Consider the following 24,455-nt stretch of genomic DNA (forward strand, 5'->3'; position numbering starts at 1 on the left):
ACCATCGAGCCGCAGCCACATCATGGAAAGGAGGCTTGACATAGAGATTCACAGAAAGTAAAGCGACCTTGTCATTATGAAAACGGAGCTTTCCATGACTACGACGCGTGAAGCCTTGCTGCTTGGCAGCGCCCTGATTCTCGTCGCGCTGCTCGCCGTGTTCGAGATCGTTCCCGAGCAGGTGGCGCAGTTTGCCCCTGTCGCTGCAGTGCCGTTCCTGCTGCGCCGCCGCTCTTGTGTATCGGGGGCCTGCTGAGCCATGGTGCCTCACCCCAGCAACCCCGCAGCCGGCCGCTACACCAAGCGCATGATCGTGATTTCGTTGGCCTATGTCGGCGGCATTGTACTGGCCAGCCTCATGATTGATCGCGAGGCCCCGCTTGGCGCTCTGACGGTCGGACTGGCATTGATACCCGGTCTTGCGATGCTGGCAGCGGTGGGCGCAATCGGACGCTATGTGGCCGAGATCAGCGATGAGTATCTGCGGATGCTCGAAGTGCGCAAGCTGATCATCGCCACTGGTGTGACACTGGCGATCACCAGCGTGTGGGGTCTGCTGGAACTCTATGCGGCGAGTCTTCCGCGCCTCCCGGTGTTCTATGTCTTCCCGATCTGGTGCGGGGGCCTGTTTGTCGGGCAGATCGCCAACCGTTTCGCTTTCGGCGACGATGACGATGCGGGTTCTTGCCCATGAACAACCGTCTCAAGGTGCTGCGCGCCGAGCGGGACTGGAGCCAGCAGGATCTCGCTGACCGGCTGGGTGTTAGCCGCCAGAGCGTGAACGCGATCGAGAAGGGACGTTACGACCCCTCGCTCCCGCTCGCCTTCAAGATTGCCGACGTATTCGGCCTGCCGATCGAGGCCATTTTTCTCAAAGATGGAGAGCCTGAATGACCTGTGCCGTGCGATATGTCGTGGTGCTGGCGGCCTTGCTGCTGGCGAAGGTGGCTGCGGCGGAAGACCGGGTCGTGCCATGCCCCGGATTCACCGTGATGGGCGAAGGGCCCGATCTGGTGCTGGTGCCGGGACTCGGTTCCTCGCCCGCAGTGTGGGATGGCGTGCGCGACAGTCTGGCCAAGGATTATCGTCTGCACCTCGTCCATATTGCAGGCTTCGCGGGCCGTGCGCCATCAGGCGAACCGGAAGGCCTGCTCGAACGCAGCCGGGCCGAGATTATCCGTCATCTCGATTGCACAGGCGTCACCAGCGCAGCCTATGCCGGGCATTCGCTTGGCGGATTTCTCGGTCTGACGCTGGCCGCCCGTCACCCTGATCGGATTACGCGAGTGGTGGTGATTGATTCGCTGCCGTTCTTCCCGCTGATCTTTGATCCCGCCGCCACCCCCGAACGGGCCGCACCGCAGGCGGATGCGATGCGGGCAAGCATCATGGCGCAGGATGATATGGGATTTGCCGCTGGCCAGCGCATGGGCGTTGCGTCGCTCGTGCGCGATCCGGCCTATCATGAGCAGGTGGTGGAATGGTCGCTCGCCAGCGACCGGGCGAGCTTTGCCGGCGCCATGCACGCGCTGATGACGACTGATATCCGTCCGGAACTGGCAGGTATTCGGCAACCTGTGACGATCATGGTGGCTGCCAATCGTTTTGCCCCGCGCGCGCTGGTCGAGCCGCTCTACCGCAAGGCCTATCAGGAGCTGGCGGGTACCGAGTTCCGGGTGATCGAGGATTCCTACCACTTCATCATGTTCGATCAGCCCGAAGCCTTCCGCGACACGCTCACCGCAGCGCTCCCGGCGCCGTAACCGCGCGCGGGCGCTATCCCTGCCCGCGCCCGCGCTGCTGCACGGCGGCGCGGCGCGCCTCGACCGCCTCGGGCGCGACAGCGGCATTGGCTGCGCCCGAGCGCGCGGCTTCCAGCGCCAGCCCCTCGCCGAAGGACAGGGCAAAGCCATCATCGATCAGGCGCTTGTACTGGGCCAGAAAGGCCGGATCGATGCTCGCCATGTCGCCTGCCAGCTTGCGGGCGAGCGGCAGCAGCGCATCAGCCGCAACCACGTGGTTGACGAGGCCCCATTGCAGCGCGGTCGCGGCATCGAGGAAGTTGCCGGTGAAGGCGAGTTCCTTGGCACGGCTGATCCCGATCATGCGCGAAAGTTTTTGGGACAGGCCCCAGCCCGGCACGATTCCGACCCGCGCATGGGTATCGGCAAAGCGCGCATTCTCGCTCGCGATCAGGACATCGCAGGCGAGCGCGACTTCGAACCCGCCGGTGATCGCCACTCCGTTGATCGCGCCGATCACCGGCTTGGAACAGGTCTCGATGGCCTTGACCGGATTATCCGCCGGATCGGTCGCATTGGCGCTGCCGAGCGCGCTCGCATCGCTGCCGAGTTCCTTGAGATCGAGGCCCGCGGTGAACGCCCGCGTGCCCGCCCCTGTCAGGATCACCGCGTGCACTGCATCATCGCCATCGACCTGCCGCATCACCTCGTATAGGCGGCGGCGCAACGCGCGGTTCAGCGCGTTCATCGCCTCCGGGCGGTTGAGTGTGACAGTCGCAATGCCATCGGCAATATCGAGCAGGATCACCTCATCCATCTTCACAAACTCCAATCAATTGTACCGCGCCCGTGGCGTTCGAGAAAGGCATTGGTCTGGCTGAACGGGCGCGAGCCGAAAAAGCCATTATGCGCCGAGAGCGGGCTGGGATGCGCCGAAGTCAGCACCAGATGATGCGCACAGCGGCCCAGCGCGGGCACCCGGCTGGCTTTCTTGCGGGCATGGCTGCCCCACAGGATAAAGACGGTCGGCGCACCGCGCTCGGCCACTGCGGCAACGCAGGCATCGGTGATCGCATCCCAGCCGCGCCCGGCATGGCTGCCTGCCTGCCCGGCGGCGACGGTCAGCGTGTTGTTGAGCAGCAGCACGCCTTGCCGCGCCCAACCGGACAGATCGCCGTGCGCCGGACGCGGCAGGCCGAGATCGCTGGCGAGTTCCTTGTAGATATTGACCAGCGAGGGCGGCACTTTCACCCCGGGCGCCACCGAGAACGCCAGCCCATTGGCCTGCCCTTCGCCATGATAGGGGTCTTGCCCCAGAATCACGCAGCGCACGTCTTCAAGCGGGGTCATGGCGAGCGCCGCCAGCCGGCGGCCGCGCGGCGGGTAGATCGGCTTGCCCGCGGCTTCCTCGGCGCGCAGCCAACCGCCCAGTTGGCGGGCTTCGGGGCTGGCCAGCACCGGTTCGAGCACTGGTCGCCAGCTTGCCGGGATCGTCTCGTGTGTCATCACCTGGGCCTGCTACACGCCTTGCCCCTTCCCCTCTATCCCCAATGTCTCTAGTGCGAAGCCATGGCTGTTTATTTTCATGAAGAAGATCTTCCCGCCGGCGTTCTGACCGGCACCAGCGCGCTGGCTGTCGATACCGAAACCATGGGTCTGATCACCGCGCGTGACCGGCTGTGCGTGGTGCAGATTGCCGATGGTTCGGGGGATGAGCATCTCGTCCGTTTCAATCCCGGCAGCGCTTACGACGCCCCCAATCTCAAGGCGGTGCTGGCCGATCCGTCGCGCACCAAGCTGTTCCATTTCGCCCGCTTCGATCTCGCCGCGATCGAGCACTATCTCGGTGTGCTCGCCGCGCCGGTGTTCTGCACCAAGATCGCGAGCAAGCTGGTGCGCACCTACACGGATCGCCATGGCCTCAAAAACCTCGTCGAGGAATTGCTCGGCCAGTCGATTTCCAAGCAGCAGCAAAGCTCGGACTGGGGCGGCCCGGTGATCAACGAAGCCCAGCGCGATTACGCGGCGAGCGATGTGCGCTATCTCCATGCGCTGCGCGATGAGCTGGTGATCCGGCTGGAGCGCGAAGGCCGCATGGAACTGGCGCAGGCCTGTTTCGATTTCCTCCCGACCCGCGCCCGGCTTGATCTCGCCGGCTGGGCCGAAAACGACATCTTCAGCCACATGTAGGCCGCAGACCATGACCGATCCCGCCCGCACAGCCGTTCACGAAACCCGCGAGGCGAGCGCGCTGCGCAGCCGCCGCCAGCGGTTTGCCGCCCCCGGGGGTTCGCATGACCGGCTGATCGGTGTGCTGGCGCGGGTTCTGCCGATGGGAGTGGGGATTGTCGCGGCCCTGATGGTGATCTCCCCGCTCGCGCCGCGCGGCGAGGTGAGTTTCCTGCTTGATCGCACCAAGGTTGCGATGATCGATGAACGCCTCAGCGTCAGCAATGCGATGTATCGCGGGCGCGACACCGGCGGGCGGCCCTTTGCCCTTACCGCAGGCGAAGCGGTGCAGCGGTCGAGCGTCGAAGGGCTGGTGCGGATGCGCGAGCTGGTCGGCCAGATGACCTTGAGCGATGGCCCGGCGCGGATCAGTGCGGGCGGCGGGGTTTACGATATTGCCAGCGAAGTCGTGACCGTCGATGGCCCGGTCTTGCTGACCGCGAGCGATGGCTACACAATGGTGGCCAAGGGTGTTTCGGTCAATCTGCGCGAGCGGCTGATTGCCGGTGACGACGGCATTTCGGGCGAGATCCCGGCAGGGACTTTCTCGGCCAACCGGATGCGCGCTGATCTTTCCACGCGGGTGCTGACGCTGGCTGGCGATGCCCGTGTTTCCATGGTTCCAGGCAAGCTGAGGATCCCGCAATGACGCAGTCTCGAAATCCCCGGCAGCTGGGCCGCATCGCGCTCGCCTATGCGGCGGCAGGCTTTGTCGGCACGGCGGCGCTGATGGCGGGTATCACCGGCCATGCGCAAGCGATCGCTGCGCATGATTCCCGCGCGCCGGTATCCTATGCCGCCGACCGGATCGAATTGCAGGATCGCGAAAACCGCATCATCCTCACCGGCAATGTCGCGATCGAACAGGCAGGCCTTGCGCTGCAATCGGCGCGGATGCTGGTCAATTATGACGATGCGGGCGCCTTGCGGATTGATCGCATCACGGCGAGCGGCGGGGTCAATATCGCGCGCGGCAATGAACGCGCGAGCGGCGATACCGCGATCTATGATTTCAACCGCCGGATCATCACCATGGCGGGCAATGTCCGGCTGCGGCGCGGTTCGGATACGCTCAACGGCGGGCGGCTAGTGATCGATCTGCAATCCGGGTTGTCGAGCGTGGATGGCGCCCCTGCGGGCAGCGCGGCACCGGGCAGCACCGGGCGCGGCCGGGTCACCGGGACTTTCGCGGTGCCGCAGGGCAAGGACAAGCCCTGAGCCTTTGGCCCTAACGCTTCGCGGCGAAGCGGGCGATCTGGGTCAACTCCTGCGCCAGCAGCAGTTCGGCCGCAGCGCTGTTGCCCAGCAGCAGGCGGTGCAACGCGGTCAGGCGCGGGATCAACCGATCAAGCCGGGTCTCGCGCGAGCCGCGCGCCGCCGGTTGCATCCAGCGCGAAAACTGCGCGCGGATATCGCGCTCCTCGCGGAAAAAGATGCCAAGCTGCGCCTTGTCACCGGGGCCGAGCCGGTCAATCGCGCCGCTTGGCCCGATGCGGCTGACGATCTGCGCCAGCACCGCGGCCCGCCGTTCCAGCGCGAGCGCGACACCGACCGGATTGAGCCCGAGTTCGCGCATCCGGCGGATTTCCTGCCCGATCCGCCCAGTCTCCCCGCCGAGCACCGCGTTGACGATCGGCATGAAGCCATCTTCTTCGGTGGCCGCGCCGATGGCGTCGTAATCCTCGGCGGTGGCGGGCTTGGGCGATTGCGGATCGGCCCCGCAATAGAGCGCGAGCTTGGTGATTTCCGACTGCGCAAGGCGCACATCGAGCCCGGCGGCGCGCGCGATGCGTTCGGCGAGATCCCCGCCGAGCCTGAGCCCCGCCGCATCGGCCATCCCCCTGACCGCAGCGGCGACCGAGCCGAGATCGGGCGGATGGAACATCGCCACCAGCGCATCGCCGCGTTTTTCCAGCAGCTTGGCCGTGCGCGACTTGTCGGTGGCAGACGTGGCGACAATCACCACCGGGGCAGCGGCGCCTGCACCGGCCTCTGCCGTTTCGATCAAAACCTTGACGGCATCATGGGCATCATCGCCGCTCGCGCGCACGTAGATGTGCCGCTTGTCGCCGAACAGCGAGCCGGAACGCGCCTCATCTCCCAGCAGTGCGGGATCGCGCCGGAGGTCTGCGCCCGACAATTCGACCCGCTCGCCCGGATCGGGCAGGGCTTCGATCACGCGCTGGGCGGCAGCGGATGCGCCCGCTTCGTCCGGTCCGCAGAAGAAGAATATCCCGGCTTGCCGCGCGGCGGCGGGCACCCCGCGCAGGAAATCCTTCTGCGTGGCTTTCATGGCGCCGCGTCGGCGGGTTTGGCCTGATCGCGCGCCCGATCCCGCAAGGTCAGGGCGATGCGGGTTGCCATGCGATCGGCGACTTCGCGCGCGAGGTTTTCGAGCGCGGTCTGTTCGGCCGCGATGGTGGCATATTCGCTCGACACCACGTCGATCCCGGCGTCCGATCCGGCGGTGGCATCGAGCACGATGGTGCCGCTGGCAAGGTCAACGAGCTGGTAGCGCGCGCGCAGGATGCGGCGCTGGCGGGTGACGGTATCATCGCCAAGCACGCCGAGCGCATCGAGCCGATCATCGAGCCGCACATCGAGGCGATAGGCCGGAGTCGCCTGCCCGGCCGCGCCGAGGCGTTCTTCCAGCGCATTCTTGACAAGCCAGCCGCTGCGCCCCGGGATCGGCGGAATATCGACCGCGGCCAGCCCCTGCGCGACCGCTGACGAGCTGCCGCCCGCATACATCGGCGACAGGCCGCAGGCAGTGGTGGCAAGCAGAGCCAGCAGGGCAAAGAGAATCCGCATCAGGTGACGATATTCACCAATCGATCCGGTACGACAATGACCTTGCGGATTGCAGCGCCATTGATCGAGCGCTGGAGGTTGGTCGAGGCCATTGCCAGCGCTTCGAGATCTTCCTTCGCAGCGCCCTTGGGCGCGGTGATGGTATCGCGCAGCTTGCCCATGTGCTGGATCGCGATGGTCACCTCGTCATCGACCAGCAATGCCGGATCGACTTCGGGCCATGCGGCGTCGGCGATGAGACCTTCTCCGATTGTCGTCCATGCTTCTTCCGCGAGGTGCGGCATCATGGGAGCTGCCAGATGGACCAAGGCCCGGATGGCAGAGCTCCGGCTGGCCGAGGGCGCGGCCTTCTCGACCGCGCCGGTCAACTCGTAAATGCGCGCCACGGCCTTGTTGAAGCCCAGCGCCTCGATGTCCGACGCCACCGCCGCGATGGTCTGGTGGGTCTTGCGCATCAAAGCCTTGTCCTCGCCTTCGGCGGAGGCGTCGTAGGCTTGGAACAAGCGCCACAGCCGCTGCACGAAGCGCGCGCAGCCTTCGATCCCGGCATCGGACCACGGCAGGTCGCGCTCGGGCGGGCTGTCCGACAGCATGAACCAGCGCACCGCATCGGCGCCATGCTTGGCAATGATCGCATCCGGGTCGACGACGTTCTTCTTCGACTTCGACATCTTGATGACGCGGCCGACTTCGATTGGGTCGTTCGTTCCTCTGACGAACAAGCCCTCCGGGCGTCGTTCCACATCTTGTGGATCTACCCAGTAAAACTCTTCCATTTTGAAGCGCGGAGGGTGCCCCAGGTCTTCCTCGGTTATGGTGTGCGCCGCCCGATAGGTCTCGTGCGTCACCATGCCTTGTGTGAACAGCGCGGCAAACGGCTCCTGCACGGTGATCTTGCCGATATGCGCCAGCGCGCGCGTCCAGAAACGGGCGTAGAGCAGGTGCAGGATCGCGTGCTCGATCCCGCCGATATAGTGCTGCACCGGCATCCATTTGGCGACCTCTTCCGGGTCGAAGGGACGGTCGGCAGGCTGGCTGGCGAAGCGCAGGAAGTACCACGAGCTGTCGACGAAGGTGTCGAGCGTATCGGTCTCGCGCCGCGCGGGCTTGCCGCACTTGGGGCAATCGACGTGCTTCCAGGTCGGGTGGCGTTCGAGCGGGTTGCCGGGGATGTCGAAGCTGACATCCTCGGGCAGGGTGACGGGGAGCTGATCCTTGGGCACCGGCACCACGCCGCAGGCATCGCAATGGATGAAGGGGATCGGCGTGCCCCAGTAACGCTGGCGGCTGACGCCCCAGTCGCGCAGCCGCCACACGGTGCGGCCCTCGCCCCAGCCGCCTTGTTCGGCGCGGGTGATGACCGCTTGCTTGGCCTCCTCAACGCTCATGCCATTGAGGAAATCGCTGTTCACTATCACCCCGTCCCCCGCCTCGGCCTCGCCCTTGAAGGATTCGTCGGCGCGGGCAGGATCACTGGCGACGACCCGCAGGATCGGCAGTTCGTATTTGGTCGCAAACTCGAAGTCGCGCTGGTCATGCCCCGGCACGCCCATCACCGCGCCGGTGCCATATTCCATCAGCACGAAGTTGGCGATGAACACCGGCAGGGCTTCTCCCGTGAAGGGATGCTTCGCGGTGATCGGTGTGCGATAGCCCAGCTTCTCCGCCGTTTCGAGCGCGGCAGCCGTGGTCGCGCCCTTCTTGCACTGCTCGATGAAGGCGGCGACTTCCGGATCGCCTGCCAGCCCCTGCGCGATCGGGTGATCGGCGGCGATGGCGCAGAAGCTTGCGCCGAAGATCGTGTCGGGACGGGTCGAGTAAACTGCCAGCTTCCCGCCGTCCGACAGGTCGAAACTGAACTCCAGCCCTTGGCTCTTCCCGATCCAGTTCTCCTGCATCAGGCGGACCTTCTCAGGCCAGTCCTCCAGAGTGCCGAGGCCCTCCAACAGATCATCGGCAAAGTCGGTGATCTTGAGGAACCACTGGTTGAGCTTGCGCTTCTCGACCTCCGCGCCCGAGCGCCAGCCCTTGCCGTCGATCACCTGTTCGTTGGCGAGTACGGTCATGTCGACCGGATCCCAGTTGACGGTCGATTCCTTGCGATAGACCAGACCCGCCTCATACAGGTCGAGGAACAGCGCCTGTTCGTGGCCATAATATTCGGGATCGCAGGTGGCGAGTTCGCGCGTCCAGTCGAGCGCGAAGCCGATGCGCTGCAACTGCGCCTTCATCTGCGCGATGTTCTGGCGGGTCCAGCCGCCGGGGTGCACGCCCTTTTCCATGGCGGCGTTTTCCGCCGGCATGCCGAAGGCGTCCCAGCCCATCGGGTGCAGCACCTCGAACCCGCGCATCTTCTGGTAGCGCGCGAGCACGTCGCCCATCGTGTAGTTGCGCACGTGGCCCATGTGGATGCGCCCCGAAGGATAGGGGAACATCTCGAGGATGTAGCTCTTGGGCTTGGAGCTGTTGCTGTCTGCCGTGAAAGTGCCTGCTTCGGCCCATGCCGCTTGCCAGCGCCCGTCAGCCACGGACGGATCGAAACGCCCGCGGCCGCCACTGGCGGACGGATCAGTAGGAATATCACTCATGCAGCAATCCGCTCGGATAATGACAGGAGAACCGGCGCGTGTCCGGCTGATCAGCCTCGCGACATCGCCTGACGGCGCAGATCGCGCGCTTTGGTAAGAATGATGTCTTCCAGCTTCTGCACCGTTGCGGCCTGCACCGGGGCATCGACCCAATTGCCGCCCTGCGAGGTCTGGCGGCTTGCGCTCACCCGCAAGGCATCGGCGCGCAGATCCTGATCAAGGATCGCAATGGTCAGCTTCACCCGCTCGCCCGGGTTGGCCGGATTGGCATACCAATCGGTGATGATCACGCCGCCCGCGCTATCGGCTGTCAGCAGCGGGGCAAAGCCCGCAGTTTCGAGCGCGGCACGCCACAGGAAGGCATTGACCCCGATGGTGTTGACCTGCGCCGCTTCCATTTTCGCGACCTTGGCGCGGCTCCCGCCGCCGCAGCCCGGCAGCACCAGCAGCATCGCCAAGGCTGACGAGGCCAGCACCAGACGCGCAGCCGGGCGGCGCAGAATGGGGGATTGGGCATTGAGAGCGCGTTTCACTGGCTGAATTCCTTCCGTCGTCGGCGCAGGGCTGTATAGCTTTCAGTCCGTCTGCGGCAAGCGTCATCACGGGCTATGGCCGCTTTATCCTGTCTGAACACGCTTGGCGAGGCCGCGTGGGGCAAACGAAATTGTGTGTCTAGCGCAACAGGTGACTGGGGAATCGCGCTATTGGTCTTTCTACGCATTGTGTGACACGGGCATTGGCCTATTGCTTTACGGGCAGTTGTGCTGCGACTCGGATCGCTTTTTGTCAGCGAATATTCAGGGACGTTGCACGATACACGCCGCGACGCTCCTGGTTGGTTCGGTCGCGGGTTCAGGGGAAGCGGGCATAATGGTACGGCAGACAGGCAAAGCAGGGGGCAAGCGGCATGCTGCGCCGCTGTTCGCGCTTGTGGCTGCCGCGATGCTCGCGCTGCCCACGGCAAGTCTTGCGCTGGTAACGGCTCAGAATGGCCCTCGCTCGATCGAAGCGCTCGGGCTCAACGTCTTCACCCCTGCCAGCGTTGATCCGGCCCTCGCCGCGCGCGTTGCCGAGAAGGCGCAGGCGAAGGGCATCCGCTTCACCCCGGCACGTGCCACCCCCACCGTGGGCAAGCGCACGGTGACGGTTGCGGTGCGCGTGGATGATGATCTGGCGCAGGCCATTTCGGTGCGCCGCGCGCTTGAAAACGCGCCGGGCCTTGGTAACAGCGGGACGCTGATCGGGTTGCAGGCCAGCAAGTTCGAACTGGGCGCCGCGCGCGGTTACAAGACGTTTGCCCGTCCGATTGATCTGTCGGCCAGCGTCCGCAAGATGACAATGCCTGATCTGGCAGAGTTTGAACCTTCGCGCCCCACGGCCGAAGACAAGCCCGGCCGTCTCCAGCCGCGGATCGGTCTGGAAGATCGTCAGGTCGCGGGCCGTTCGCCCAATACGCTGGACTCGCTGGCCTCGCAGACGGTGGATCTCGGCGGCAGCTTCCGGCTTTCGCCCAATCTCGATGTGCGCGCCGGTGTGCGCATCTCGCAGGAACGTGATCGGCTCGATCCGCTCACCAATTCGATCCAGGATAGCCAGGCGGTTTACGTCGGCACCCAGATCAAGTTCTAGACTGCACCGACATTCAGCGCTGGCGGCCTGCAAATGGCGTGTTTCCGGGCTTCCGGTGCTCACGGCCATCAAGGCCGCTGCGCTCCGGGTCCCGCAACCCCACCATTTTCGGCTCTCCATCATCTGAATGTCGATCCAGTCTGGTCACACCTGCCCTCGGTCCCACGCATAGCTATTCCGCGCTTTTCCTGACGCTACGGCACGGCTAGGCTTGCCGCCAACACAATCAGTCAAGCGAGGGAGGAATTGCCATGGGCCGGGTTGCCATTGTCACCGGGGGAACGCGCGGCATCGGGGAGGCGATCTGCAAGCGCCTGCAGAGGCAAGGCCACACCGTCATCGCCAATTATGCCGGCAATGACGCAAAGGCCGCCGCCTTCACCGCCGAAACCGGAATTCCTGCGCGCAAGTGGGATGTCGGCGATCACGAGGCTTGTCTTGCGGGCTGCGCTGCGGTCGAGGCGGAATTCGGCCCCGTCGACATTGTGGTCAACAATGCCGGGATCACCCGCGATGGCACCTTGCACAAGATGAGCTTTGAAGACTGGAACGAAGTGCTGCGGATCAACCTTGGCGGGTGCTTCAACATGGCCAAGGCGACCTTCCCCGGCATGCGCGAACGCGGCTGGGGCCGGATCGTCAATATCGGCTCGATCAACGGGCAGGCGGGGCAATACGGTCAGGTCAATTATGCCGCCGCCAAGTCCGGCATCCACGGCTTCACCAAGGCGCTGGCGCAGGAAGGTGCGAAGTTCGGGGTGACGGTCAACGCCATCGCGCCGGGCTATATCGATACTGACATGGTCGCCGCCGTACCTGCGCCGGTGCTGGAGAAGATCGTCGCCAAGATCCCGGTCGGCCGATTGGGTATGGCGGAGGAAATCGCCCGCGGTGTCGCCTTCCTCACCAGCGAAAACGGCGGCTTCATGACGGGCTCGACGATGAGCATCAACGGCGGCCAGCACATGTATTGAGCGTGGGCGCGGCTTCTGTCTGCCAACAAACCATCCCTCGCATGTTGCGTTTCCATGACGCGGCGCTAGGCGGGGACGGGGCGCCATTCAGGGGATTCGCAGCACCATGAAAATCATGTCCGGCAATTCAAACCTGCCGCTCGCCCGGGCGATTGCCGCCTATCTCGAAATCCCGCTGACCGATGCCAGCGTGCGGCGATTCTCGGACGAGGAAGTCTTTGTCGAAATTCACGAGAACGTGCGCGGTGAGGATGTCTTCGTCGTCCAGCCGACCAGCTTTCCGGCCAATGACAATCTCATGGAATTGCTGATCTGCATCGATGCGCTGCGGCGCGCGTCGGCCAAGCGGATCACGGCCGTGGTGCCCTATTTCGGCTATGCCCGGCAGGATCGCAAACCTGGCCCGCGCACGCCCATTTCCGCCAAGCTGGTCGCCAACCTCATCACCGAGGCAGGGGCTGACCGTGTGCTCGCGGCCGATTTGCATGCCGGGCAGATTCAGGGCTTTTTCGATATCCCGACGGATAATCTCTATGCCGCCCCGGTGATGGCTGCCGATATCCAGGCGCGCTACGGGGATCAGGATCTTATGGTGGTCTCGCCCGATGTCGGCGGGGTCGTGCGCGCCCGCGCGCTCGCCAAGCGGCTCGATAATGCCCCGCTCGCGATTGTCGACAAGCGCCGCGATCGCCCCGGCGAAAGCGAAGTGATGAACATCATCGGGGATGTTTCGGGTCGGCACTGCATCCTGATCGATGATATCATCGATTCGGGCGGCACGCTGTGCAACGCTGCCGAAGCCTTGCTCGAAAACGGCGCGGCCAGCGTGGCTGCCTATATCACCCACGGCGTGCTTTCGGGCGGCGCGGTGGCGCGGATCAACGGCTCGCGGCTCAAGGAGCTGGTCATCACCGATTCGATCCGCCCGACCGAAGCCGCCGAACAGTCCGAGCGGATCCGCATCCTCACCATCGCACCGCTGATCGGCGAGGCGATCCGGCGGATCGCGGATGAAAGCTCGGTGAGCTCGCTGTTCGATTGATGTTTGACCCCGACGAGATTCGGGGCATGCTCATCAGCGCGGCGCAGCAGCGCATGGCGCTCACCTATTCCGAGGTGCTCCATGCGCTTGGCCACCGCTTTACCCGCCCGTTGATGCGCCAGCTTTGCAAGGTGCTCGACGCGATCGACGAAGATGGCCGCGCCGCCGGGGAGCCAGGCCTTGCCGTGTTGGTGGTGCGCCAGTCCGATGGCTTGCCGGGGCAGGGCTGGTTCGTTGCGCGCTCGGGCAGCCACGCGGATCTGCCGCTCGATTGGGAGGGCACGGAAGCGCGCCGCTATGTCGAGGCTCGACAGGGCGAAGCCTTCGACTATTGGGCCACACGATAACCCCCGCCGTTCGTGTCGAGCGAAGTCGAGACACGAGGCGCCCCGAATCAGCGTCTCGACTACGCGCGAGGCGAACGGAAGATTTGCTGGATGACTGATAAAGACCTCGCCCTTGCCCTCGCGCTTGCCGATGCCGCCGGGGCCGCAATCCGCCCGCTGTTCCGCGGCGCCTGGAGCCACGAGCGCAAGCGCGATCGCACCTTCGTGACCGAAGCCGATCGTGCCGCCGAAGCCGCGATGCGCAAGCTGATCGAGGACACCTTTCCCGATGATGGCATCATCGGCGAGGAATATGGCACCCGCAACGAAGGCGCAGGCCGCCAATGGGTGCTCGATCCGATCGACGGCACCACCAGCTTTATCGCCGGCCGCCCGATCTTCGGCACGCTGATCGCCTTGTTGCAGGATGGCTGGCCGGTGCTCGGCGTGATTGATCAGCCGATTGCGGGTGAGCGCTGGGTCGGCCGGATCGGCCATCCGACGCTGTTCAATGGCAAGCCGGCGCAGACCAAGCCGCTCAAGGAGCTGGGCGATGCGGTGCTCGCCACCACCAGCCCGCATCTCTTCACCAACGAAGAAGCCGATGCCTTCATGTCCGTGGCGAAGCAAGTCGCGGAAAAGAAGATCGTGTTCGGCGGGGACTGCTACAATTACGCGCTGGTCGCCTCGGGCCATGTCGATATCGTGATCGAGGCCGGGCTCAAGCTTTATGATTATGCCGCGCTGGTGCCGGTGGTCGAAGGCGCAGGCGGGATGATGGCTGATTGGCAGGGCAATCCGCTCGATGCCGGGAGCGATGGCACCGTGATCGCGCTGGGCGATCCGGCACGGCTCGAGGATGTGCTCGACGCGATGGGTTAGCCCCGAGGCTCAGCGCAGCATCCGGCGCACTGCCGCTGTGTCGCCATCGGCAAAATGGCGCTTCACCACGGCTGAGAGATGCGCGGCCAGCGTCAGATAGAAGAGCAAGGGCAGCACCCAGGCATGGACCCACACGGCGATGGCGGATGCAGCCGGCCAGTCGGGCCGCGGGATTGCCCAGCCGTAGAAATCGACGCTGCGCCCCTGATCGATGAGATAGCCGCTCACCGGGAAGGCCAGCAGCGCGGTGTAGAGGCACAGATGCACCGCACGCGCCAAGCGATGATCGCGGCTGCCTTGCCGGGAAAGCGGTGCGGGCGGCGGGCTTTTCATCAGCCACACGATCCGTCCGGCGACCAGCACCAGCACCGTGAGGCCGAGCGATTGGTGCGCGCTGACAAAGTCACCGCGTTCCGCTGCGCTGTCGGGCAGGATCGCCATGAACAGGCCGATCGGCACGAGGCAAAGCATCATGATGCCGATCACCCAGTGAAACCCGCGTGACACCGCGCCGAACTGGGCGTCGGTGTTGCTCACGGGCATGGGCGTTGCCACCGGGCGCCGCGCCTGTATCCAGGCTGACCACAGCAGAAACAGGATGGCCATGGCGGCGATGCCGGCTTGCAGGTTGAGAATGGCGGGGGTTGCGCGCGCGATCAGCGGAGCGGTGGGCGGCACCGCGGCGAAAGTGCCGTCGAGATCGGCAAGGATGATCGAATAGACCATCATGAACAGGCCGAGCGCGGCGATCAGCGTTCCTGTAACCCGCAGCCATGCCGGACGCGCATTGAGGGTTGCCGCCAGCACAAGCGCCAGCACCAGATATCCGATCGCCATCTCTATCCTGCAAAAATCCTTGTGGTGTGCGGCGCGCATATCAGGCAGCGCGGGGCGGGCTGTCAATTCACCGGCCGGGCCGTGGCGGGCGCATTATGCGCAAACCGCTTGCCTTTCGCCCCCCGCACGCCTAATCGCGCGCACTTCACTGACACGAATCAATCAGCCAGCCTGGCGACAAGGGCTGCCATGGCCGGTTCCGACGTGTCTCTGCACAGGAGATGAAAATGCCCAAGCTGAAGACCAAGAGCGGTGTGAAGAAGCGCTTCAAGATCACCGCCACCGGCAAGGTCAAGCACGGCGTCGCTGGCAAGCGTCACCGCCTGATCAGCCACAATGCGAAGTATATCCGCACCAACCGCGGCACCTCGGTCCTGTCGGAAAACGACACGCCGACGATCAAGCGCTGGGCGCCGTACGGGCTGGATTGATGCGACGGGCCTCGTGCCCCGCGTCCTCACAATAAGGATATACTCACATGACACGCATCAAACGCGGCGTTACCACCCGCGCCAAGCACAAGCGGATTCTGGAGCAGGCCAAGGGCTATCGCGGCCGCCGCAAGAACACCATCCGCATCGCCCGTCAGGCGGTCGAGAAGGCTGGCCAGTACGCTTACCGCGATCGCAAGATCAAGAAGCGCAACTTCCGCGCCCTGTGGATCCAGCGCATCAATGCAGCGGTCCGCATGGAAGGCCTCACCTATTCGCAGTTCATGCACGGCATCAAGCTGGCCGGCATTGAACTCGACCGCAAGGCGATGGCCGATCTCGCGATGAACGAGGGCGGCGCCTTCAAGGCGGTGATCGCACAGGCCAAGGCAGCACTGCCCGCCTGAGCCATCCGGTTTGTTTATCATTCAGCGGGGCGGGTTCCTTCACGGGAATCCGCCCCGTGTGCGTTCGGCCCGTTGTGCGCTTGTAAAAATGCGTCATTTGCGCCACGTTCCTCGCCATGGAGGGGTATCGCAATACGGGTGAGCCGACCGGGTCGGGATCAGAGGCGCCCGCCTTCACATTGCACAGCGAATTCCGCGCGGCGCCGGAACACTTCGCGGGCTGCTTTACCAGCATTTATCACATGACGTTGACGGTGCATCACGGCGATGCGCTGGTTGATTATCTCCAGCCCGAATGGGGCAATATCCGCTTCTTTAGCGGCAACGCGCCCGATGCGGTCATCGGCACCACGGCGGTAAGCGGCGCGCGCTTTGTCGCTACCGGGCCGAGCGCCCTGCCCTGTCGCTTTACGCTCGGCACATCGCGGATGTGGGGCATTGGCTTCCTGCCGCTCGGCTGGGCGCGGTTCTTTCCCTGCAATGCCAGCAGTCTTGCCAATGTCATTTGCGATGGCGCGCAGCACCCGGCCTTTGCTCCGTTCGACGGGCTGTCGCAGGTGTTGTGCGATCCCGACGGCGATCTTGATGCGCAATTCGGCGCCATCATCGCCGCGCTCGACACGCTGATGCGTCCCACCCCCGATGATGGCAAGATCGCGCGCATTCACGAAGCGATTGTCAGCGGCGACCATGCCACCGTCCACGATCTGGCTGCGGCTTGCGCGATGAGCACCCGCACGCTCGAACGGGTGTGCCTGCGCTATTTCGGCTTTGCGCCCAAGCTGCTGATCCGGCGCCAGCGCTTCATGCGCAGTCTCACCAATTTCATGCTGCATGATGCCGCCCGTTGGACCGAAGCAATGGACGCGCATTATCACGATCAGGCGCAATTCACGCGCGAGTTCCATGAATTCATGACGATGAACCCGCGCGAATATGCTGCGCTTGATCACCCGATCCTCGCCAGCTTCATGGAAGCGCGGGCGCGGGTCTGGGGCAGCGCGGCCCAGACGCTCGATCCGCCGCGCCGCTGAACGCCTGTCGCTGTACGGGGCGCGGGCCACAAAGCCTTTTGCAAGAGCGGCGATTTGCCGCTAGCGGGCGCGTTGCTATGTCCGAACTCCACAACCAGAAAGCGGCCGCGCTGGCCGCGATTGCCGCCGCAAGCGATCTGACCGCGCTCGAAGAGACGCGTCTTGCCGCGCTCGGCAAGAAGGGCTGGGTCAGCCTCGCTCTCAAAACGCTCGGGCAGATGAGCCCCGAAGAGCGCGCTGCTGCCGCGCCCGCGATCCAGGCGGCCCGCGCCGAGATCGCTGATGCGCTTGATGCCAAGAAGGCCGCGCTCGAAGCGGCCGAGCTGGCCGCGCGGCTCGCGAGCGAGACGGTTGACCTCACGCTGCCTACCCCTGCCCAGCCCAAGGGTTCGGTGCACCCCGTCAGCCAAGTGATGGACGAACTCGCCGAAATCTTCGCCGATCTCGGCTTCGCGGTCGCCACCGGCCCCGAGATCGAGGACGACTGGCACAATTTCACCGCGCTCAACATGGACGAGACGCACCCCGCGCGGGCGATGCACGACACGTTCTACTTCTCGGATAAAACGGCTGACGGGAAGGATGTGCTGCTGCGCACCCACACCTCGCCGGTGCAGATCCGTTCGATGCTCGATCAGGGCGCACCGATCCGCATCATCGCGCCGGGCCGGGTCTACCGTTCGGACAGCGATGCGACCCATACGCCGATGTTCCATCAGGTCGAAGGTCTGGTGATCGACCGCGACATTCACCTGGGTCACCTCAAGTGGACGCTCGAGACCTTCTTCAAGGCCTTCTTCGAGCGTGAGGATATCACCTTGCGCCTGCGCCCGAGCTATTTCCCCTTCACCGAGCCGAGCGTCGAAGTCGATGTCGGTTACTCCACCGAAGGCGGCCGCCGCGTCGTCGGCGGGCATGGCGATGCGCCGGGCCATGCGTGGATGGAGCTGGGCGGCAGCGGGATGGTCAATGCCCGCGTGCTGGAATTCGCCGGGCTTGATCCCAAGGAGTGGCAGGGCTTCGCCTTCGGCCTCGGTATCGACCGCATCGCGATGCTCAAATACGGGATGAACGACCTTCGCGCCTTCTTCGACGGCGATCCGCGCTGGCTGGCGCATTACGGCTTCTCGCCCTTCGACCAGCCGACCCTCTCTGCGGGTGTGGGAGCACGGGCATGAAGTTCTCCCTGACCTGGCTCAAGGACTACCTTGATACGACCGCCACCGTCGCGGAAATCTGCGACGCATTGAATGCCATCGGGCTCGAGGTCGAGGGCGTGGAGGACCCGGCGGAGAAGCTGGCGGGCTTCCGCATCGCCCACGTGCTGACCGCCGCGCGCCACCCTGATGCCGACAAGTTGCAGGTGCTCACCGTCGACACGGGCGACGGCGCACCCTTGCAAGTCGTTTGCGGCGCGCCCAATGCGCGGGCCGGGATGAAGGGCGTGCTGGGCCTGCCCGGCGCGGTCGTCCCCGCCAATGGCATGGTGCTGCGCAAGAGCGCGATCCGGGGCGTCGAGTCGAACGGCATGATGTGCTCGACCCGCGAGCTGGAGCTGGGCGAGGATCACGACGGGATCATCGAACTGCCCGATGATGCGCCGGTCGGCACGGCCTTTGCCGATTACCACGGCTCCGATCCGGTGATCGAAGTTGCCGTAACCCCCAACCGCCCCGATTGCATGGGCGTCTACGGCATCGCCCGCGATCTGGCGGCCAAGGGTCTGGGGACGCTGAAGCCCATTGCCATGCCGGCGTTCAGCGCATCGGGCGCGTGCCCGGTCGAAATCCGCACCGACGATGCCGAGGGCTGCCCGGCCTTCTATGGCCGCGTGGTCAAGGGCGTGAAGAACGGCCCCTCGCCCGAGTGGCTGCAAGCGCGGCTCAAGAGCGCGGGGCAACGACCGATCTCGCTGCTGGTCGATCTGACCAACTACCTGATGCTCGGCTTCGGTCGTCCGGCGCACGTCTATGACCTCGCCAAGCTGCAAGGCGCAGTCGTGGCGCGGCGCGCGAAGGACGGCGAGCAGGTGCTGGCGCTCAACGAGAAGACCTACACGCTCGACAGCGAAATGGTCGTGATCGCTGACGAGAGCCAGGTGCATGACATTGCCGGGATCATGGGCGGCGAGCATTCGGGCGTTACCGACGACACCACCGATGTGCTGCTCGAAATCGCCTATTTCGATCCCGCGCGCATCGGCGCGACCGGGCGCAAGCTGGGGCTGTCCTCCGATGCCCGCACCCGCTTCGAGCGCGGGGTTGATCCGGAGTTTCTGGACGCGGGCCTCAATCTGCTCACCGGGCTGATTGTGGAACTGGCGGGCGGCACGCCCAGCGAGGCCGTGCGCGCCGGTTCGCCGCCTGCACAAGCGAAGGTCGTCGCCTTCGACCCCGGTTTGACAAAGGAGCTTGGGGGAATCGATGTCTCGCTAAGAGAGCAACGTGACATTCTGGCGAAGTTGGGTTTCACCAGCGACAACCCAAATTGGGTATCTGACGACGAGCTTATTCAGAAACTTATCGTCCCTTGGCAGATCACCTGCCCGCTGCGCCGCCACGATATCGAAGGCCCGGCTGACCTCGTCGAGGAAGTCGTGCGCATCCACGGCCTCGACAAGGTCGCGAGCGTCGCTCTGCCCCGCGCAGAAGGCATCGCCCGCCCCACCGCCACGCCGCAGCAGAAGCTTGAGCGGGGCCTCAGGCGCGCCGCTGCCGCCAGCGGGCTCAACGAGGCGGTGACCTGGAGCTTCCTCCCCACCTGGGCGGCGGAGCATTTCGCATCCGACCAGCCCCTCTGGGTGCTCGCCAACCCGATCAGCGAGGACATGAAGGCGATGCGCCCCTCGCTGCTCCCCGGCCTGCTGATGGCCGCCAAGCGCAACGCCGATCGCGGCGCAGCCTCCTCGCGCCTGTTCGAGATCGGGCGGCGCTATTTCCGGGGCGCGAACGGCCTCTCCGACGAGAAGCCGACGCTCGGCATTGTGCTCGCGGGCGAGAAGACCCCGCGCGGATGGCAGGCGGGCAAGGCCAAGCCGTTTGACGCCTATGACGCCAAGGCGCTGGCGATGCAGCTGCTCGAAGCCGCTGGCGCGCCGGTGGCGAACCTCATGGTGATGGGCGAGGCGGGGCCGCAGTTCCATCCCGGCCAGTCGGCCACCCTGCGGCTCGGCCCCAAGGTGGTGCTGGCGCGCTTCGGGATGGTGCATCCGGCAACGCTCAAGGCCTTCGACGCTGACGGCCCGATTGCAGCGGTGGAGCTGTTCCTCGACGCGATCCCGGCCAAGAAGGGCGCGGCTTTCGCCCGCCCGGGCTTCACCCCGCCCGCGCTTCAAGCCGTGACCCGCGACTTCGCCTTCCTCGTGCCCGCGAACCTCGCGGCAGGTGACCTCGTGCGTGCCGTGCAAGGTGCCGACAAGGTAGCGATCACCGGCGTGCGCGTGTTCGACGTGTTCGCCGGGCAGGGCGTGCCCGAGGGCCACAAGTCGATCGCGGTCGAAGTCACGCTCCAGCCGGGCGAGGCGAGCTTCAAGGATGCCGAGCTCAAGGCCATCACCGAGAAGGTGGTGGCCGCCGCTGCCAAGCTGGGCGCGGAGCTGCGCGGATGAGCAAGACCGCGTTCGTCACCGGCGCGACTGCCGGGATCGGCCTCGCCACGGTGCGCCGTCTGGTCAAGGACGGCTGGCGCTGCGTCGCCACCGGGCGGCGGCAGGAGCGGCTTGACGCACTGGTTGCCGAGCTGGGCGCGGACAAGGTGCTGCCGCTGTGCTTCGACGTGCGTGACACCGCCGCGATGGACGCGGCGCTTGCGAGCCTGCCCGAGGGATTCCGCGAGATCGACTTGCTGGTGAACAACGCGGGCCTCGCCCAAGGCCTTTCGCCCGCGCAGGATGCCGATCTCAATGACTGGCAGACGATGATCGACACCAACATCACCGCGATGGTGGTGCTGACCCGCATGCTGCTGCCCACCCTGATCGCGCGCAAGGGCGCGATCATCGCGATCGGCTCGGTCGCGGGGAGCTACATCTATCCGGGCGGCAACGTCTATGCGGGCTCCAAGGCCTTCGTGAACCACTTCACCCTCGCCCTGCGCGCCGACCTGCACGGCACCGGCGTGCGGGTGACGAGCATCGAGCCGGGGATGGTCGAGACCGAATTCACGCTGGTGCGCACCGGCAGCCAGGAAGCCAGCGACAAGCTCTATGCCGGCGTCCACCCGATGACCGGCGCGGACATTGCCGACACCATCGGCTGGATCGCCAGCCTGCCGCCGCATCTCAACATCAACCGGATCGAGCTGATGCCGGTCAACCAGGACTTCGCGGGCTTCCGGGTGGCGCGAGAAAACTAGCCTGCACTGTCTTTTCCCGTTCGCCCTGAGCTTGTCGAAGGGCTGTTTTTTCTTTCCCCGCACCGCACTTGAAGAAAAGACGGTGCTTCGACAAGCTCAGCACGAGCGGGTGTTGAGATTGCTATCTAGAGACCAAAGATGACCTCCAACCGCCGCACCTTCGCGATCATTTCGCACCCTGACGCGGGGAAAACCACGCTGACCGAAAAGCTCCTGCTTCAGGGCGGCGCGATCCACCTTGCGGGCGAGGTCAAGGCGCGCGGGCAAGCGCGGCGGGCGCGGTCGGACTGGATGAAGATCGAGCAGCAGCGCGGGATCTCGGTGACGTCCAGCGTGATGACCTTCCAGAAGGACGGGATCGTCTTCAACCTACTCGACACGCCCGGCCACGAGGACTTCTCGGAAGACACCTACCGCACGCTGACGGCGGTGGACTCCGCGGTGATGGTGATCGACGCGGCCAAGGGCATCGAGCCGCAGACCCGCAAGCTGTTCGAGGTCTGCCGCCTGCGCTCCGTTCCGATCATCACCTTCGTCAACAAGGTTGACCGCGAGGGCCGTGATCCTTTCGAGACGCTCGACGAGGTCGCCGACATGCTGGCGCTCGACGTCTCGCCCCAGATGTGGCCCATCGGCATGGGCGGCGAGTTCGAGGGCCTGCTCGATTTCGCCACCGAGACCGTCAGCCGCCCCGATGGGCCGAGCCGCGAATTCCTCGGCACGCGCGACACAGCAGCGATCCCCCAGCGCTTCGCCGACGAGATCGAGCTGGCGCGCGGCGGCTATCCCGAATTCGACCTCGAAGCCTTCCGCCACGGCGACCTAACACCCGTCTATTTCGGATCGGCGCTCAAGAATTTCGGCGTGACCGAGCTGATCGACGCCATCGCCCGCTTCGCCCCGCCGCCTCGGCCCCAGCCTGCGGGCGATACCCAGATCGAGCCGAGCCGCGACGAGGTCACCGGCTTCATCTTCAAGGTGCAGGCCAATATGGACCCCAACCACCGCGACCGGATCGCCTTCATGCGGCAGGTTTCGGGCACCTTCAAACGTGGCATGAAGCTGACCCCGAGCGGGCTCGGCAAGCCGATTGCGGTCCACTCGCCGATCCTGTTCTTCGCGCAGGACCGCGAGCTGGCTGACACCGCCGAAGCGGGCGACATCATCGGCATCCCCAATCACGGGACTTTGCGGGTCGGCGACACGCTGTCTGAACGCAATCAGGTGCGCTTCACCGGCCTGCCCAACTTCGCGCCCGAAATCCTGCGGCGCGTGCAGCTGAAAGACCCGACCAAGACCAAGCAATTGCGCAAGGCGCTGGATGATCTTTCGGAAGAAGGGGTCATTCAGGTGTTCTATCCCGAAATCGGCTCGGCCCACATTGTCGGCGTGGTCGGCCAGCTTCAGCTCGAGGTCCTGATCAGCCGGCTCGAGGCCGAATACAAGGTCGAAGCCGCGCTCGAACCTTCGCCCTTCGCCACCGCGCGCTGGATCAAGGGCGACGCCAAGGCATTGGACGACTTCGCCAGCTTCAACCGCGCGAACCTCGCCAAGGATCGTGACGGGGACATGGTGTTCATGGCCAAGAGCCCGTGGGACGTCAGCTATCAGGTCGAGAAGAACCCCGAGCTGACCTTCTCGGCCACCAAGGAACGCTGAACAAAACCCCGTTCGCCTCGAGCGAAGTCGAGAGGCCTGTGCGCAGGTGTCTCGACTGCGCTCGACACGAACGGATCAGGGTGACTTGCCCAAACCCTGCAGTTTGGCCAAAGCGTCCCCCATGCACGACACCGGCCCGACTTCGCAAAGCTTCATCTCGCAGCGCCTCAAGCTGAACTATCTCGACTGGGGCGGGCGGGGGAAGCCGCCGCTGGTGCTGGTGCATGGCGGGCGCGATCATGCGCGCTCGTGGGACTGGACCGCCGAGGCGCTGCGTGCGGATTACCACGTCATCGCGATGGATCACCGCGGGCATGGCGATTCCGACTGGGTCTCGGACGGGGTCTATTCCGCAGGCGACATGGTCTATGATCTCGCCCAGCTCATCCACCAATTGGGCGTCGGCCCGGTGCGGATGGTGGCGCATTCGATGGGCGGCAATGTCGCGCTGCGCTATGCCGGGGCCTTCCCCGACATGGTGACCAAGCTCGTGGCGATCGAGGGCCTCGGCCCTTCGCCCGAATACCGCGCCAAGCAGCGCAGCCAACCCTACCCTGAGCGCCTCGCCGAATGGATCGCAAAAAAGCGCAAGGCTGCCGGGCGCACCCCGCGCAAGTATGAGAGTATCGAGGCGGCTTTTGCCCGCATGATCGAGGAAAACGCCTACCTCACCGAGGAGCAGGCGCGGCACCTCACCGTCCACGGGGTCAACCGCAACGAGGATGGCACCTATAGCTGGAAGTTCGATCCGCACCTTAATGTCTGGCCGGTCGAGGATATCGGCGATGAATTCATCGAGCAGCTCTGGAGCGCGATCACTTGTCCGACGCTGCTGCTGTACGGCGCGGACAGCTGGGCCTCGAACCCGGAGAAGGACGGTCGCATCGCGCACTTCAAGACCGCCAGCGTGATCGAGTTCGAAAAGGCCGGCCACTGGCTCCACCACGACCAGTTCGACCGCTTCATCGCCACGCTGCGGGATTTCCTGTAAGATTGCGGCAAGATTTGCCTAAAAATCAGGCGGACGCTTAAATTCTAGGCAAATTTGCGTTCGCAGGTGCGGAAGAACCGCGCCTTTACCCCGGCATTCACCAGTGAATCTGGTTTGGCACGCTTGTTGCTGATCCCCTGACAAGCCGGATCGCCCGGCGGGTCACAGGGGTATGTGATGAAGTTCATCATCGCCGTAATCAAACCGTTCAAGCTTGACGAGGTGCGCGAAGCGCTCGGCGCGATTGGCGTTGCCGGGATGACCGTGACCGAGGTCAAGGGCTTCGGCCGCCAGAAAGGCCAGACCGAGATTTACCGCGGCGCGGAATATTCCACCAACATGCTCCCCAAGGTGAAGCTGGAAATCGCCGCGAGCGACGAGGTCGCCGAACAAGTGGTCGAAACCATCCAGCAGACCGCCAACACCGGTTCGATCGGCGATGGCAAAATCTTCGTGTTCGATCTGGCGTCCGCCACCCGCATCCGCACCGGCGAATCGGGCGAGACCGCTCTGTGACCGC

At 64.9% G+C, this 24,455-nt stretch carries 28 protein-coding genes; 21 read left to right on the forward strand and 7 right to left on the reverse strand.

Annotated features, from left to right (window positions below):
- Nucleotides 1–94 precede the first annotated feature (94 nt).
- Genes SOQ14_RS07875 through SOQ14_RS07890 form a run of 4 tightly spaced genes read left to right on the forward strand, consistent with a single transcriptional unit; the run spans nucleotide 95 to nucleotide 1,763 of the window.
- Nucleotides 95–256 carry a hypothetical protein gene (locus tag SOQ14_RS07875; RefSeq protein ID WP_322897512.1) on the forward strand — a complete coding sequence of 54 codons (162 nt, stop codon included), beginning with the start codon at nucleotides 95–97 and terminating at the stop codon, nucleotides 254–256.
- A gap of 3 nt (nucleotides 257–259) precedes the next feature.
- Nucleotides 260–694 (forward strand): hypothetical protein, encoded by a 435-nt coding sequence (locus tag SOQ14_RS07880; protein WP_322897513.1) that lies wholly within the window; start codon nucleotides 260–262, stop codon nucleotides 692–694.
- Nucleotides 691–894: a type II toxin-antitoxin system RelB family anti-toxin gene (gene relB / locus SOQ14_RS07885; protein ID WP_322897514.1), complete on the forward strand. Its 204-nt coding sequence runs from the start codon at nucleotides 691–693 to the stop codon at nucleotides 892–894. Before SOQ14_RS07880 ends, relB begins: the two co-directional genes overlap by 4 nt.
- On the forward strand, nucleotides 891–1,763 hold the full coding sequence (locus SOQ14_RS07890) for an alpha/beta fold hydrolase (protein WP_322897515.1): 873 nt from the start codon (nucleotides 891–893) through the stop codon (nucleotides 1,761–1,763). Before relB ends, SOQ14_RS07890 begins: the two co-directional genes overlap by 4 nt.
- A 13-nt stretch (nucleotides 1,764–1,776) precedes the next feature.
- Here SOQ14_RS07890 and SOQ14_RS07895 read toward each other — a convergent pair whose 3' ends face one another.
- The gene (locus SOQ14_RS07895) at nucleotides 1,777–2,559 is read right to left on the reverse strand and encodes an enoyl-CoA hydratase (RefSeq protein ID WP_322897516.1); all 783 of its coding nucleotides are present in this window, start codon (nucleotides 2,557–2,559) and stop codon (nucleotides 1,777–1,779) included.
- A gap of 2 nt (nucleotides 2,560–2,561) precedes the next feature.
- Entirely contained in the window at nucleotides 2,562–3,248 is a 687-nt protein-coding gene (locus tag SOQ14_RS07900; RefSeq protein ID WP_322897517.1) for a uracil-DNA glycosylase, read from the reverse strand.
- Nucleotides 3,249–3,311: 63 nt separating this feature from the next.
- Here SOQ14_RS07900 and SOQ14_RS07905 point away from each other — a divergent pair, with 63 nt between their 5' ends.
- From SOQ14_RS07905 to SOQ14_RS07915, 3 genes are read left to right on the forward strand one after another with little or no spacing between them, the layout of a single operon-like run.
- Nucleotides 3,312–3,932 carry a ribonuclease D gene (locus SOQ14_RS07905; protein ID WP_322897518.1) on the forward strand — a complete coding sequence of 207 codons (621 nt, stop codon included), beginning with the start codon at nucleotides 3,312–3,314 and terminating at the stop codon, nucleotides 3,930–3,932.
- A 10-nt stretch (nucleotides 3,933–3,942) separates the two neighbouring features.
- Nucleotides 3,943–4,620, forward strand: coding sequence for an LPS export ABC transporter periplasmic protein LptC (gene lptC / locus SOQ14_RS07910; protein ID WP_322897519.1), 678 nt, complete (start codon nucleotides 3,943–3,945; stop codon nucleotides 4,618–4,620).
- Entirely contained in the window at nucleotides 4,617–5,189 is a 573-nt protein-coding gene (locus tag SOQ14_RS07915; protein WP_322897520.1) for an LptA/OstA family protein, read from the forward strand. The genes lptC and SOQ14_RS07915 overlap by 4 nt, the downstream gene beginning before the upstream one ends.
- 10 nt (nucleotides 5,190–5,199) lie before the next feature.
- Here SOQ14_RS07915 and SOQ14_RS07920 read toward each other — a convergent pair whose 3' ends face one another.
- Genes SOQ14_RS07920 through SOQ14_RS07935 form a run of 4 tightly spaced genes read right to left on the reverse strand, consistent with a single transcriptional unit; the run spans nucleotide 5,200 to nucleotide 9,822 of the window.
- Nucleotides 5,200–6,264: a DNA polymerase III subunit delta gene (locus tag SOQ14_RS07920; RefSeq protein ID WP_322897521.1), complete on the reverse strand. Its 1,065-nt coding sequence runs from the start codon at nucleotides 6,262–6,264 to the stop codon at nucleotides 5,200–5,202.
- Entirely contained in the window at nucleotides 6,261–6,782 is a 522-nt protein-coding gene (lptE, locus tag SOQ14_RS07925; RefSeq protein WP_322897522.1) for an LPS assembly lipoprotein LptE, read from the reverse strand. Before lptE ends, SOQ14_RS07920 begins: the two co-directional genes overlap by 4 nt.
- A complete protein-coding gene (gene leuS, locus SOQ14_RS07930) occupies nucleotides 6,782–9,370 on the reverse strand; it encodes a leucine--tRNA ligase (protein ID WP_322897523.1) in 2,589 nt (862 codons plus the stop codon). Before leuS ends, lptE begins: the two co-directional genes overlap by 1 nt.
- A gap of 50 nt (nucleotides 9,371–9,420) precedes the next feature.
- Nucleotides 9,421–9,822 (reverse strand): DUF3576 domain-containing protein, encoded by a 402-nt coding sequence (locus tag SOQ14_RS07935; protein WP_322897868.1) that lies wholly within the window; start codon nucleotides 9,820–9,822, stop codon nucleotides 9,421–9,423.
- Nucleotides 9,823–10,240: 418 nt separating this feature from the next.
- On the opposite strand from SOQ14_RS07935, the gene SOQ14_RS07940 reads away from it, so the two are divergent.
- The 5 genes from SOQ14_RS07940 to hisN all read left to right on the forward strand — a co-directional run bounded on the left by SOQ14_RS07940 (nucleotide 10,241) and on the right by hisN (nucleotide 14,223).
- The gene (locus SOQ14_RS07940) at nucleotides 10,241–10,999 is read left to right on the forward strand and encodes a hypothetical protein (protein WP_322897524.1); all 759 of its coding nucleotides are present in this window, start codon (nucleotides 10,241–10,243) and stop codon (nucleotides 10,997–10,999) included.
- Between the two features lie 251 nt (nucleotides 11,000–11,250).
- Entirely contained in the window at nucleotides 11,251–11,973 is a 723-nt protein-coding gene (gene phbB / locus SOQ14_RS07945; RefSeq protein ID WP_322897525.1) for an acetoacetyl-CoA reductase, read from the forward strand.
- 106 nt (nucleotides 11,974–12,079) lie between these two features.
- Nucleotides 12,080–13,015, forward strand: a complete 936-nt coding sequence (locus SOQ14_RS07950; protein WP_322897526.1) for a ribose-phosphate pyrophosphokinase — start codon at nucleotides 12,080–12,082, stop codon at nucleotides 13,013–13,015.
- Nucleotides 13,015–13,362, forward strand: coding sequence for a ribose-phosphate pyrophosphokinase (locus tag SOQ14_RS07955; protein ID WP_322897527.1), 348 nt, complete (start codon nucleotides 13,015–13,017; stop codon nucleotides 13,360–13,362). Before SOQ14_RS07950 ends, SOQ14_RS07955 begins: the two co-directional genes overlap by 1 nt.
- Before the next feature lie 90 nt (nucleotides 13,363–13,452).
- A complete protein-coding gene (hisN, locus tag SOQ14_RS07960; protein WP_322897528.1) occupies nucleotides 13,453–14,223 on the forward strand; it encodes a histidinol-phosphatase in 771 nt (256 codons plus the stop codon).
- Between the two features lie 9 nt (nucleotides 14,224–14,232).
- Here the strand turns inward: hisN and SOQ14_RS07965 are convergent, their stop codons facing one another.
- Nucleotides 14,233–15,060 carry a cytochrome b gene (locus SOQ14_RS07965; RefSeq protein WP_322897530.1) on the reverse strand — a complete coding sequence of 276 codons (828 nt, stop codon included), beginning with the start codon at nucleotides 15,058–15,060 and terminating at the stop codon, nucleotides 14,233–14,235.
- A 227-nt stretch (nucleotides 15,061–15,287) separates the two neighbouring features.
- Here SOQ14_RS07965 and rpmI point away from each other — a divergent pair, with 227 nt between their 5' ends.
- From rpmI to SOQ14_RS08010, 9 genes are all read left to right on the forward strand, one after another.
- A complete protein-coding gene (gene rpmI, locus SOQ14_RS07970) occupies nucleotides 15,288–15,491 on the forward strand; it encodes a 50S ribosomal protein L35 (RefSeq protein WP_068865903.1) in 204 nt (67 codons plus the stop codon).
- A 47-nt stretch (nucleotides 15,492–15,538) separates the two neighbouring features.
- Nucleotides 15,539–15,898 carry a 50S ribosomal protein L20 gene (gene rplT, locus SOQ14_RS07975; RefSeq protein ID WP_322897531.1) on the forward strand — a complete coding sequence of 120 codons (360 nt, stop codon included), beginning with the start codon at nucleotides 15,539–15,541 and terminating at the stop codon, nucleotides 15,896–15,898.
- Between the two features lie 116 nt (nucleotides 15,899–16,014).
- Entirely contained in the window at nucleotides 16,015–16,932 is a 918-nt protein-coding gene (locus SOQ14_RS07980; RefSeq protein WP_322897532.1) for a helix-turn-helix domain-containing protein, read from the forward strand.
- A gap of 77 nt (nucleotides 16,933–17,009) precedes the next feature.
- Complete coding sequence (gene pheS / locus SOQ14_RS07985; protein WP_322897533.1) at nucleotides 17,010–18,110, forward strand: phenylalanine--tRNA ligase subunit alpha; 1,101 nt, start codon at nucleotides 17,010–17,012, stop codon at nucleotides 18,108–18,110.
- Entirely contained in the window at nucleotides 18,107–20,539 is a 2,433-nt protein-coding gene (gene pheT / locus SOQ14_RS07990; protein WP_322897534.1) for a phenylalanine--tRNA ligase subunit beta, read from the forward strand. The genes pheS and pheT overlap by 4 nt, the downstream gene beginning before the upstream one ends.
- Entirely contained in the window at nucleotides 20,536–21,285 is a 750-nt protein-coding gene (locus tag SOQ14_RS07995) for an SDR family NAD(P)-dependent oxidoreductase (RefSeq protein ID WP_322897535.1), read from the forward strand. Before pheT ends, SOQ14_RS07995 begins: the two co-directional genes overlap by 4 nt.
- 138 nt (nucleotides 21,286–21,423) lie before the next feature.
- Nucleotides 21,424–22,944: a peptide chain release factor 3 gene (locus SOQ14_RS08000; protein WP_322897537.1), complete on the forward strand. Its 1,521-nt coding sequence runs from the start codon at nucleotides 21,424–21,426 to the stop codon at nucleotides 22,942–22,944.
- Between the two features lie 121 nt (nucleotides 22,945–23,065).
- Nucleotides 23,066–23,935: an alpha/beta fold hydrolase gene (locus tag SOQ14_RS08005; RefSeq protein WP_322897538.1), complete on the forward strand. Its 870-nt coding sequence runs from the start codon at nucleotides 23,066–23,068 to the stop codon at nucleotides 23,933–23,935.
- A 177-nt stretch (nucleotides 23,936–24,112) separates the two neighbouring features.
- The gene (locus SOQ14_RS08010) at nucleotides 24,113–24,451 is read left to right on the forward strand and encodes a P-II family nitrogen regulator (protein ID WP_322897539.1); all 339 of its coding nucleotides are present in this window, start codon (nucleotides 24,113–24,115) and stop codon (nucleotides 24,449–24,451) included.
- The last annotated feature ends 4 nt before the right edge of the window (nucleotides 24,452–24,455 follow it).

Source organism: Erythrobacter epiphyticus (assembly GCF_034653295.1).
GTDB lineage: Bacteria > Pseudomonadota > Alphaproteobacteria > Sphingomonadales > Sphingomonadaceae > Erythrobacter.

Coding starts and splice junctions, on each gene's coding strand:
- SOQ14_RS07875 (WP_322897512.1), top strand. CDS start 95: ATGACTACGACGCGTGAAGCCTTGCTGCTTGGCAGCGCCCTGATTCTC.
- SOQ14_RS07880 (WP_322897513.1), top strand. CDS start 260: ATGGTGCCTCACCCCAGCAACCCCGCAGCCGGCCGCTACACCAAGCGC.
- relB (WP_322897514.1), top strand. CDS start 691: ATGAACAACCGTCTCAAGGTGCTGCGCGCCGAGCGGGACTGGAGCCAG.
- SOQ14_RS07890 (WP_322897515.1), top strand. CDS start 891: ATGACCTGTGCCGTGCGATATGTCGTGGTGCTGGCGGCCTTGCTGCTG.
- SOQ14_RS07895 (WP_322897516.1), bottom strand. CDS start 2,559: ATGGATGAGGTGATCCTGCTCGATATTGCCGATGGCATTGCGACTGTC.
- SOQ14_RS07900 (WP_322897517.1), bottom strand. CDS start 3,248: ATGACACACGAGACGATCCCGGCAAGCTGGCGACCAGTGCTCGAACCG.
- SOQ14_RS07905 (WP_322897518.1), top strand. CDS start 3,312: ATGGCTGTTTATTTTCATGAAGAAGATCTTCCCGCCGGCGTTCTGACC.
- lptC (WP_322897519.1), top strand. CDS start 3,943: ATGACCGATCCCGCCCGCACAGCCGTTCACGAAACCCGCGAGGCGAGC.
- SOQ14_RS07915 (WP_322897520.1), top strand. CDS start 4,617: ATGACGCAGTCTCGAAATCCCCGGCAGCTGGGCCGCATCGCGCTCGCC.
- SOQ14_RS07920 (WP_322897521.1), bottom strand. CDS start 6,264: ATGAAAGCCACGCAGAAGGATTTCCTGCGCGGGGTGCCCGCCGCCGCG.
- lptE (WP_322897522.1), bottom strand. CDS start 6,782: ATGCGGATTCTCTTTGCCCTGCTGGCTCTGCTTGCCACCACTGCCTGC.
- leuS (WP_322897523.1), bottom strand. CDS start 9,370: ATGAGTGATATTCCTACTGATCCGTCCGCCAGTGGCGGCCGCGGGCGT.
- SOQ14_RS07935 (WP_322897868.1), bottom strand. CDS start 9,822: ATGCTGCTGGTGCTGCCGGGCTGCGGCGGCGGGAGCCGCGCCAAGGTC.
- SOQ14_RS07940 (WP_322897524.1), top strand. CDS start 10,241: ATGGTACGGCAGACAGGCAAAGCAGGGGGCAAGCGGCATGCTGCGCCG.
- phbB (WP_322897525.1), top strand. CDS start 11,251: ATGGGCCGGGTTGCCATTGTCACCGGGGGAACGCGCGGCATCGGGGAG.
- SOQ14_RS07950 (WP_322897526.1), top strand. CDS start 12,080: ATGAAAATCATGTCCGGCAATTCAAACCTGCCGCTCGCCCGGGCGATT.
- SOQ14_RS07955 (WP_322897527.1), top strand. CDS start 13,015: ATGTTTGACCCCGACGAGATTCGGGGCATGCTCATCAGCGCGGCGCAG.
- hisN (WP_322897528.1), top strand. CDS start 13,453: ATGACTGATAAAGACCTCGCCCTTGCCCTCGCGCTTGCCGATGCCGCC.
- SOQ14_RS07965 (WP_322897530.1), bottom strand. CDS start 15,060: ATGGCGATCGGATATCTGGTGCTGGCGCTTGTGCTGGCGGCAACCCTC.
- rpmI (WP_068865903.1), top strand. CDS start 15,288: ATGCCCAAGCTGAAGACCAAGAGCGGTGTGAAGAAGCGCTTCAAGATC.
- rplT (WP_322897531.1), top strand. CDS start 15,539: ATGACACGCATCAAACGCGGCGTTACCACCCGCGCCAAGCACAAGCGG.
- SOQ14_RS07980 (WP_322897532.1), top strand. CDS start 16,015: ATGGAGGGGTATCGCAATACGGGTGAGCCGACCGGGTCGGGATCAGAG.
- pheS (WP_322897533.1), top strand. CDS start 17,010: ATGTCCGAACTCCACAACCAGAAAGCGGCCGCGCTGGCCGCGATTGCC.
- pheT (WP_322897534.1), top strand. CDS start 18,107: ATGAAGTTCTCCCTGACCTGGCTCAAGGACTACCTTGATACGACCGCC.
- SOQ14_RS07995 (WP_322897535.1), top strand. CDS start 20,536: ATGAGCAAGACCGCGTTCGTCACCGGCGCGACTGCCGGGATCGGCCTC.
- SOQ14_RS08000 (WP_322897537.1), top strand. CDS start 21,424: ATGACCTCCAACCGCCGCACCTTCGCGATCATTTCGCACCCTGACGCG.
- SOQ14_RS08005 (WP_322897538.1), top strand. CDS start 23,066: ATGCACGACACCGGCCCGACTTCGCAAAGCTTCATCTCGCAGCGCCTC.
- SOQ14_RS08010 (WP_322897539.1), top strand. CDS start 24,113: ATGAAGTTCATCATCGCCGTAATCAAACCGTTCAAGCTTGACGAGGTG.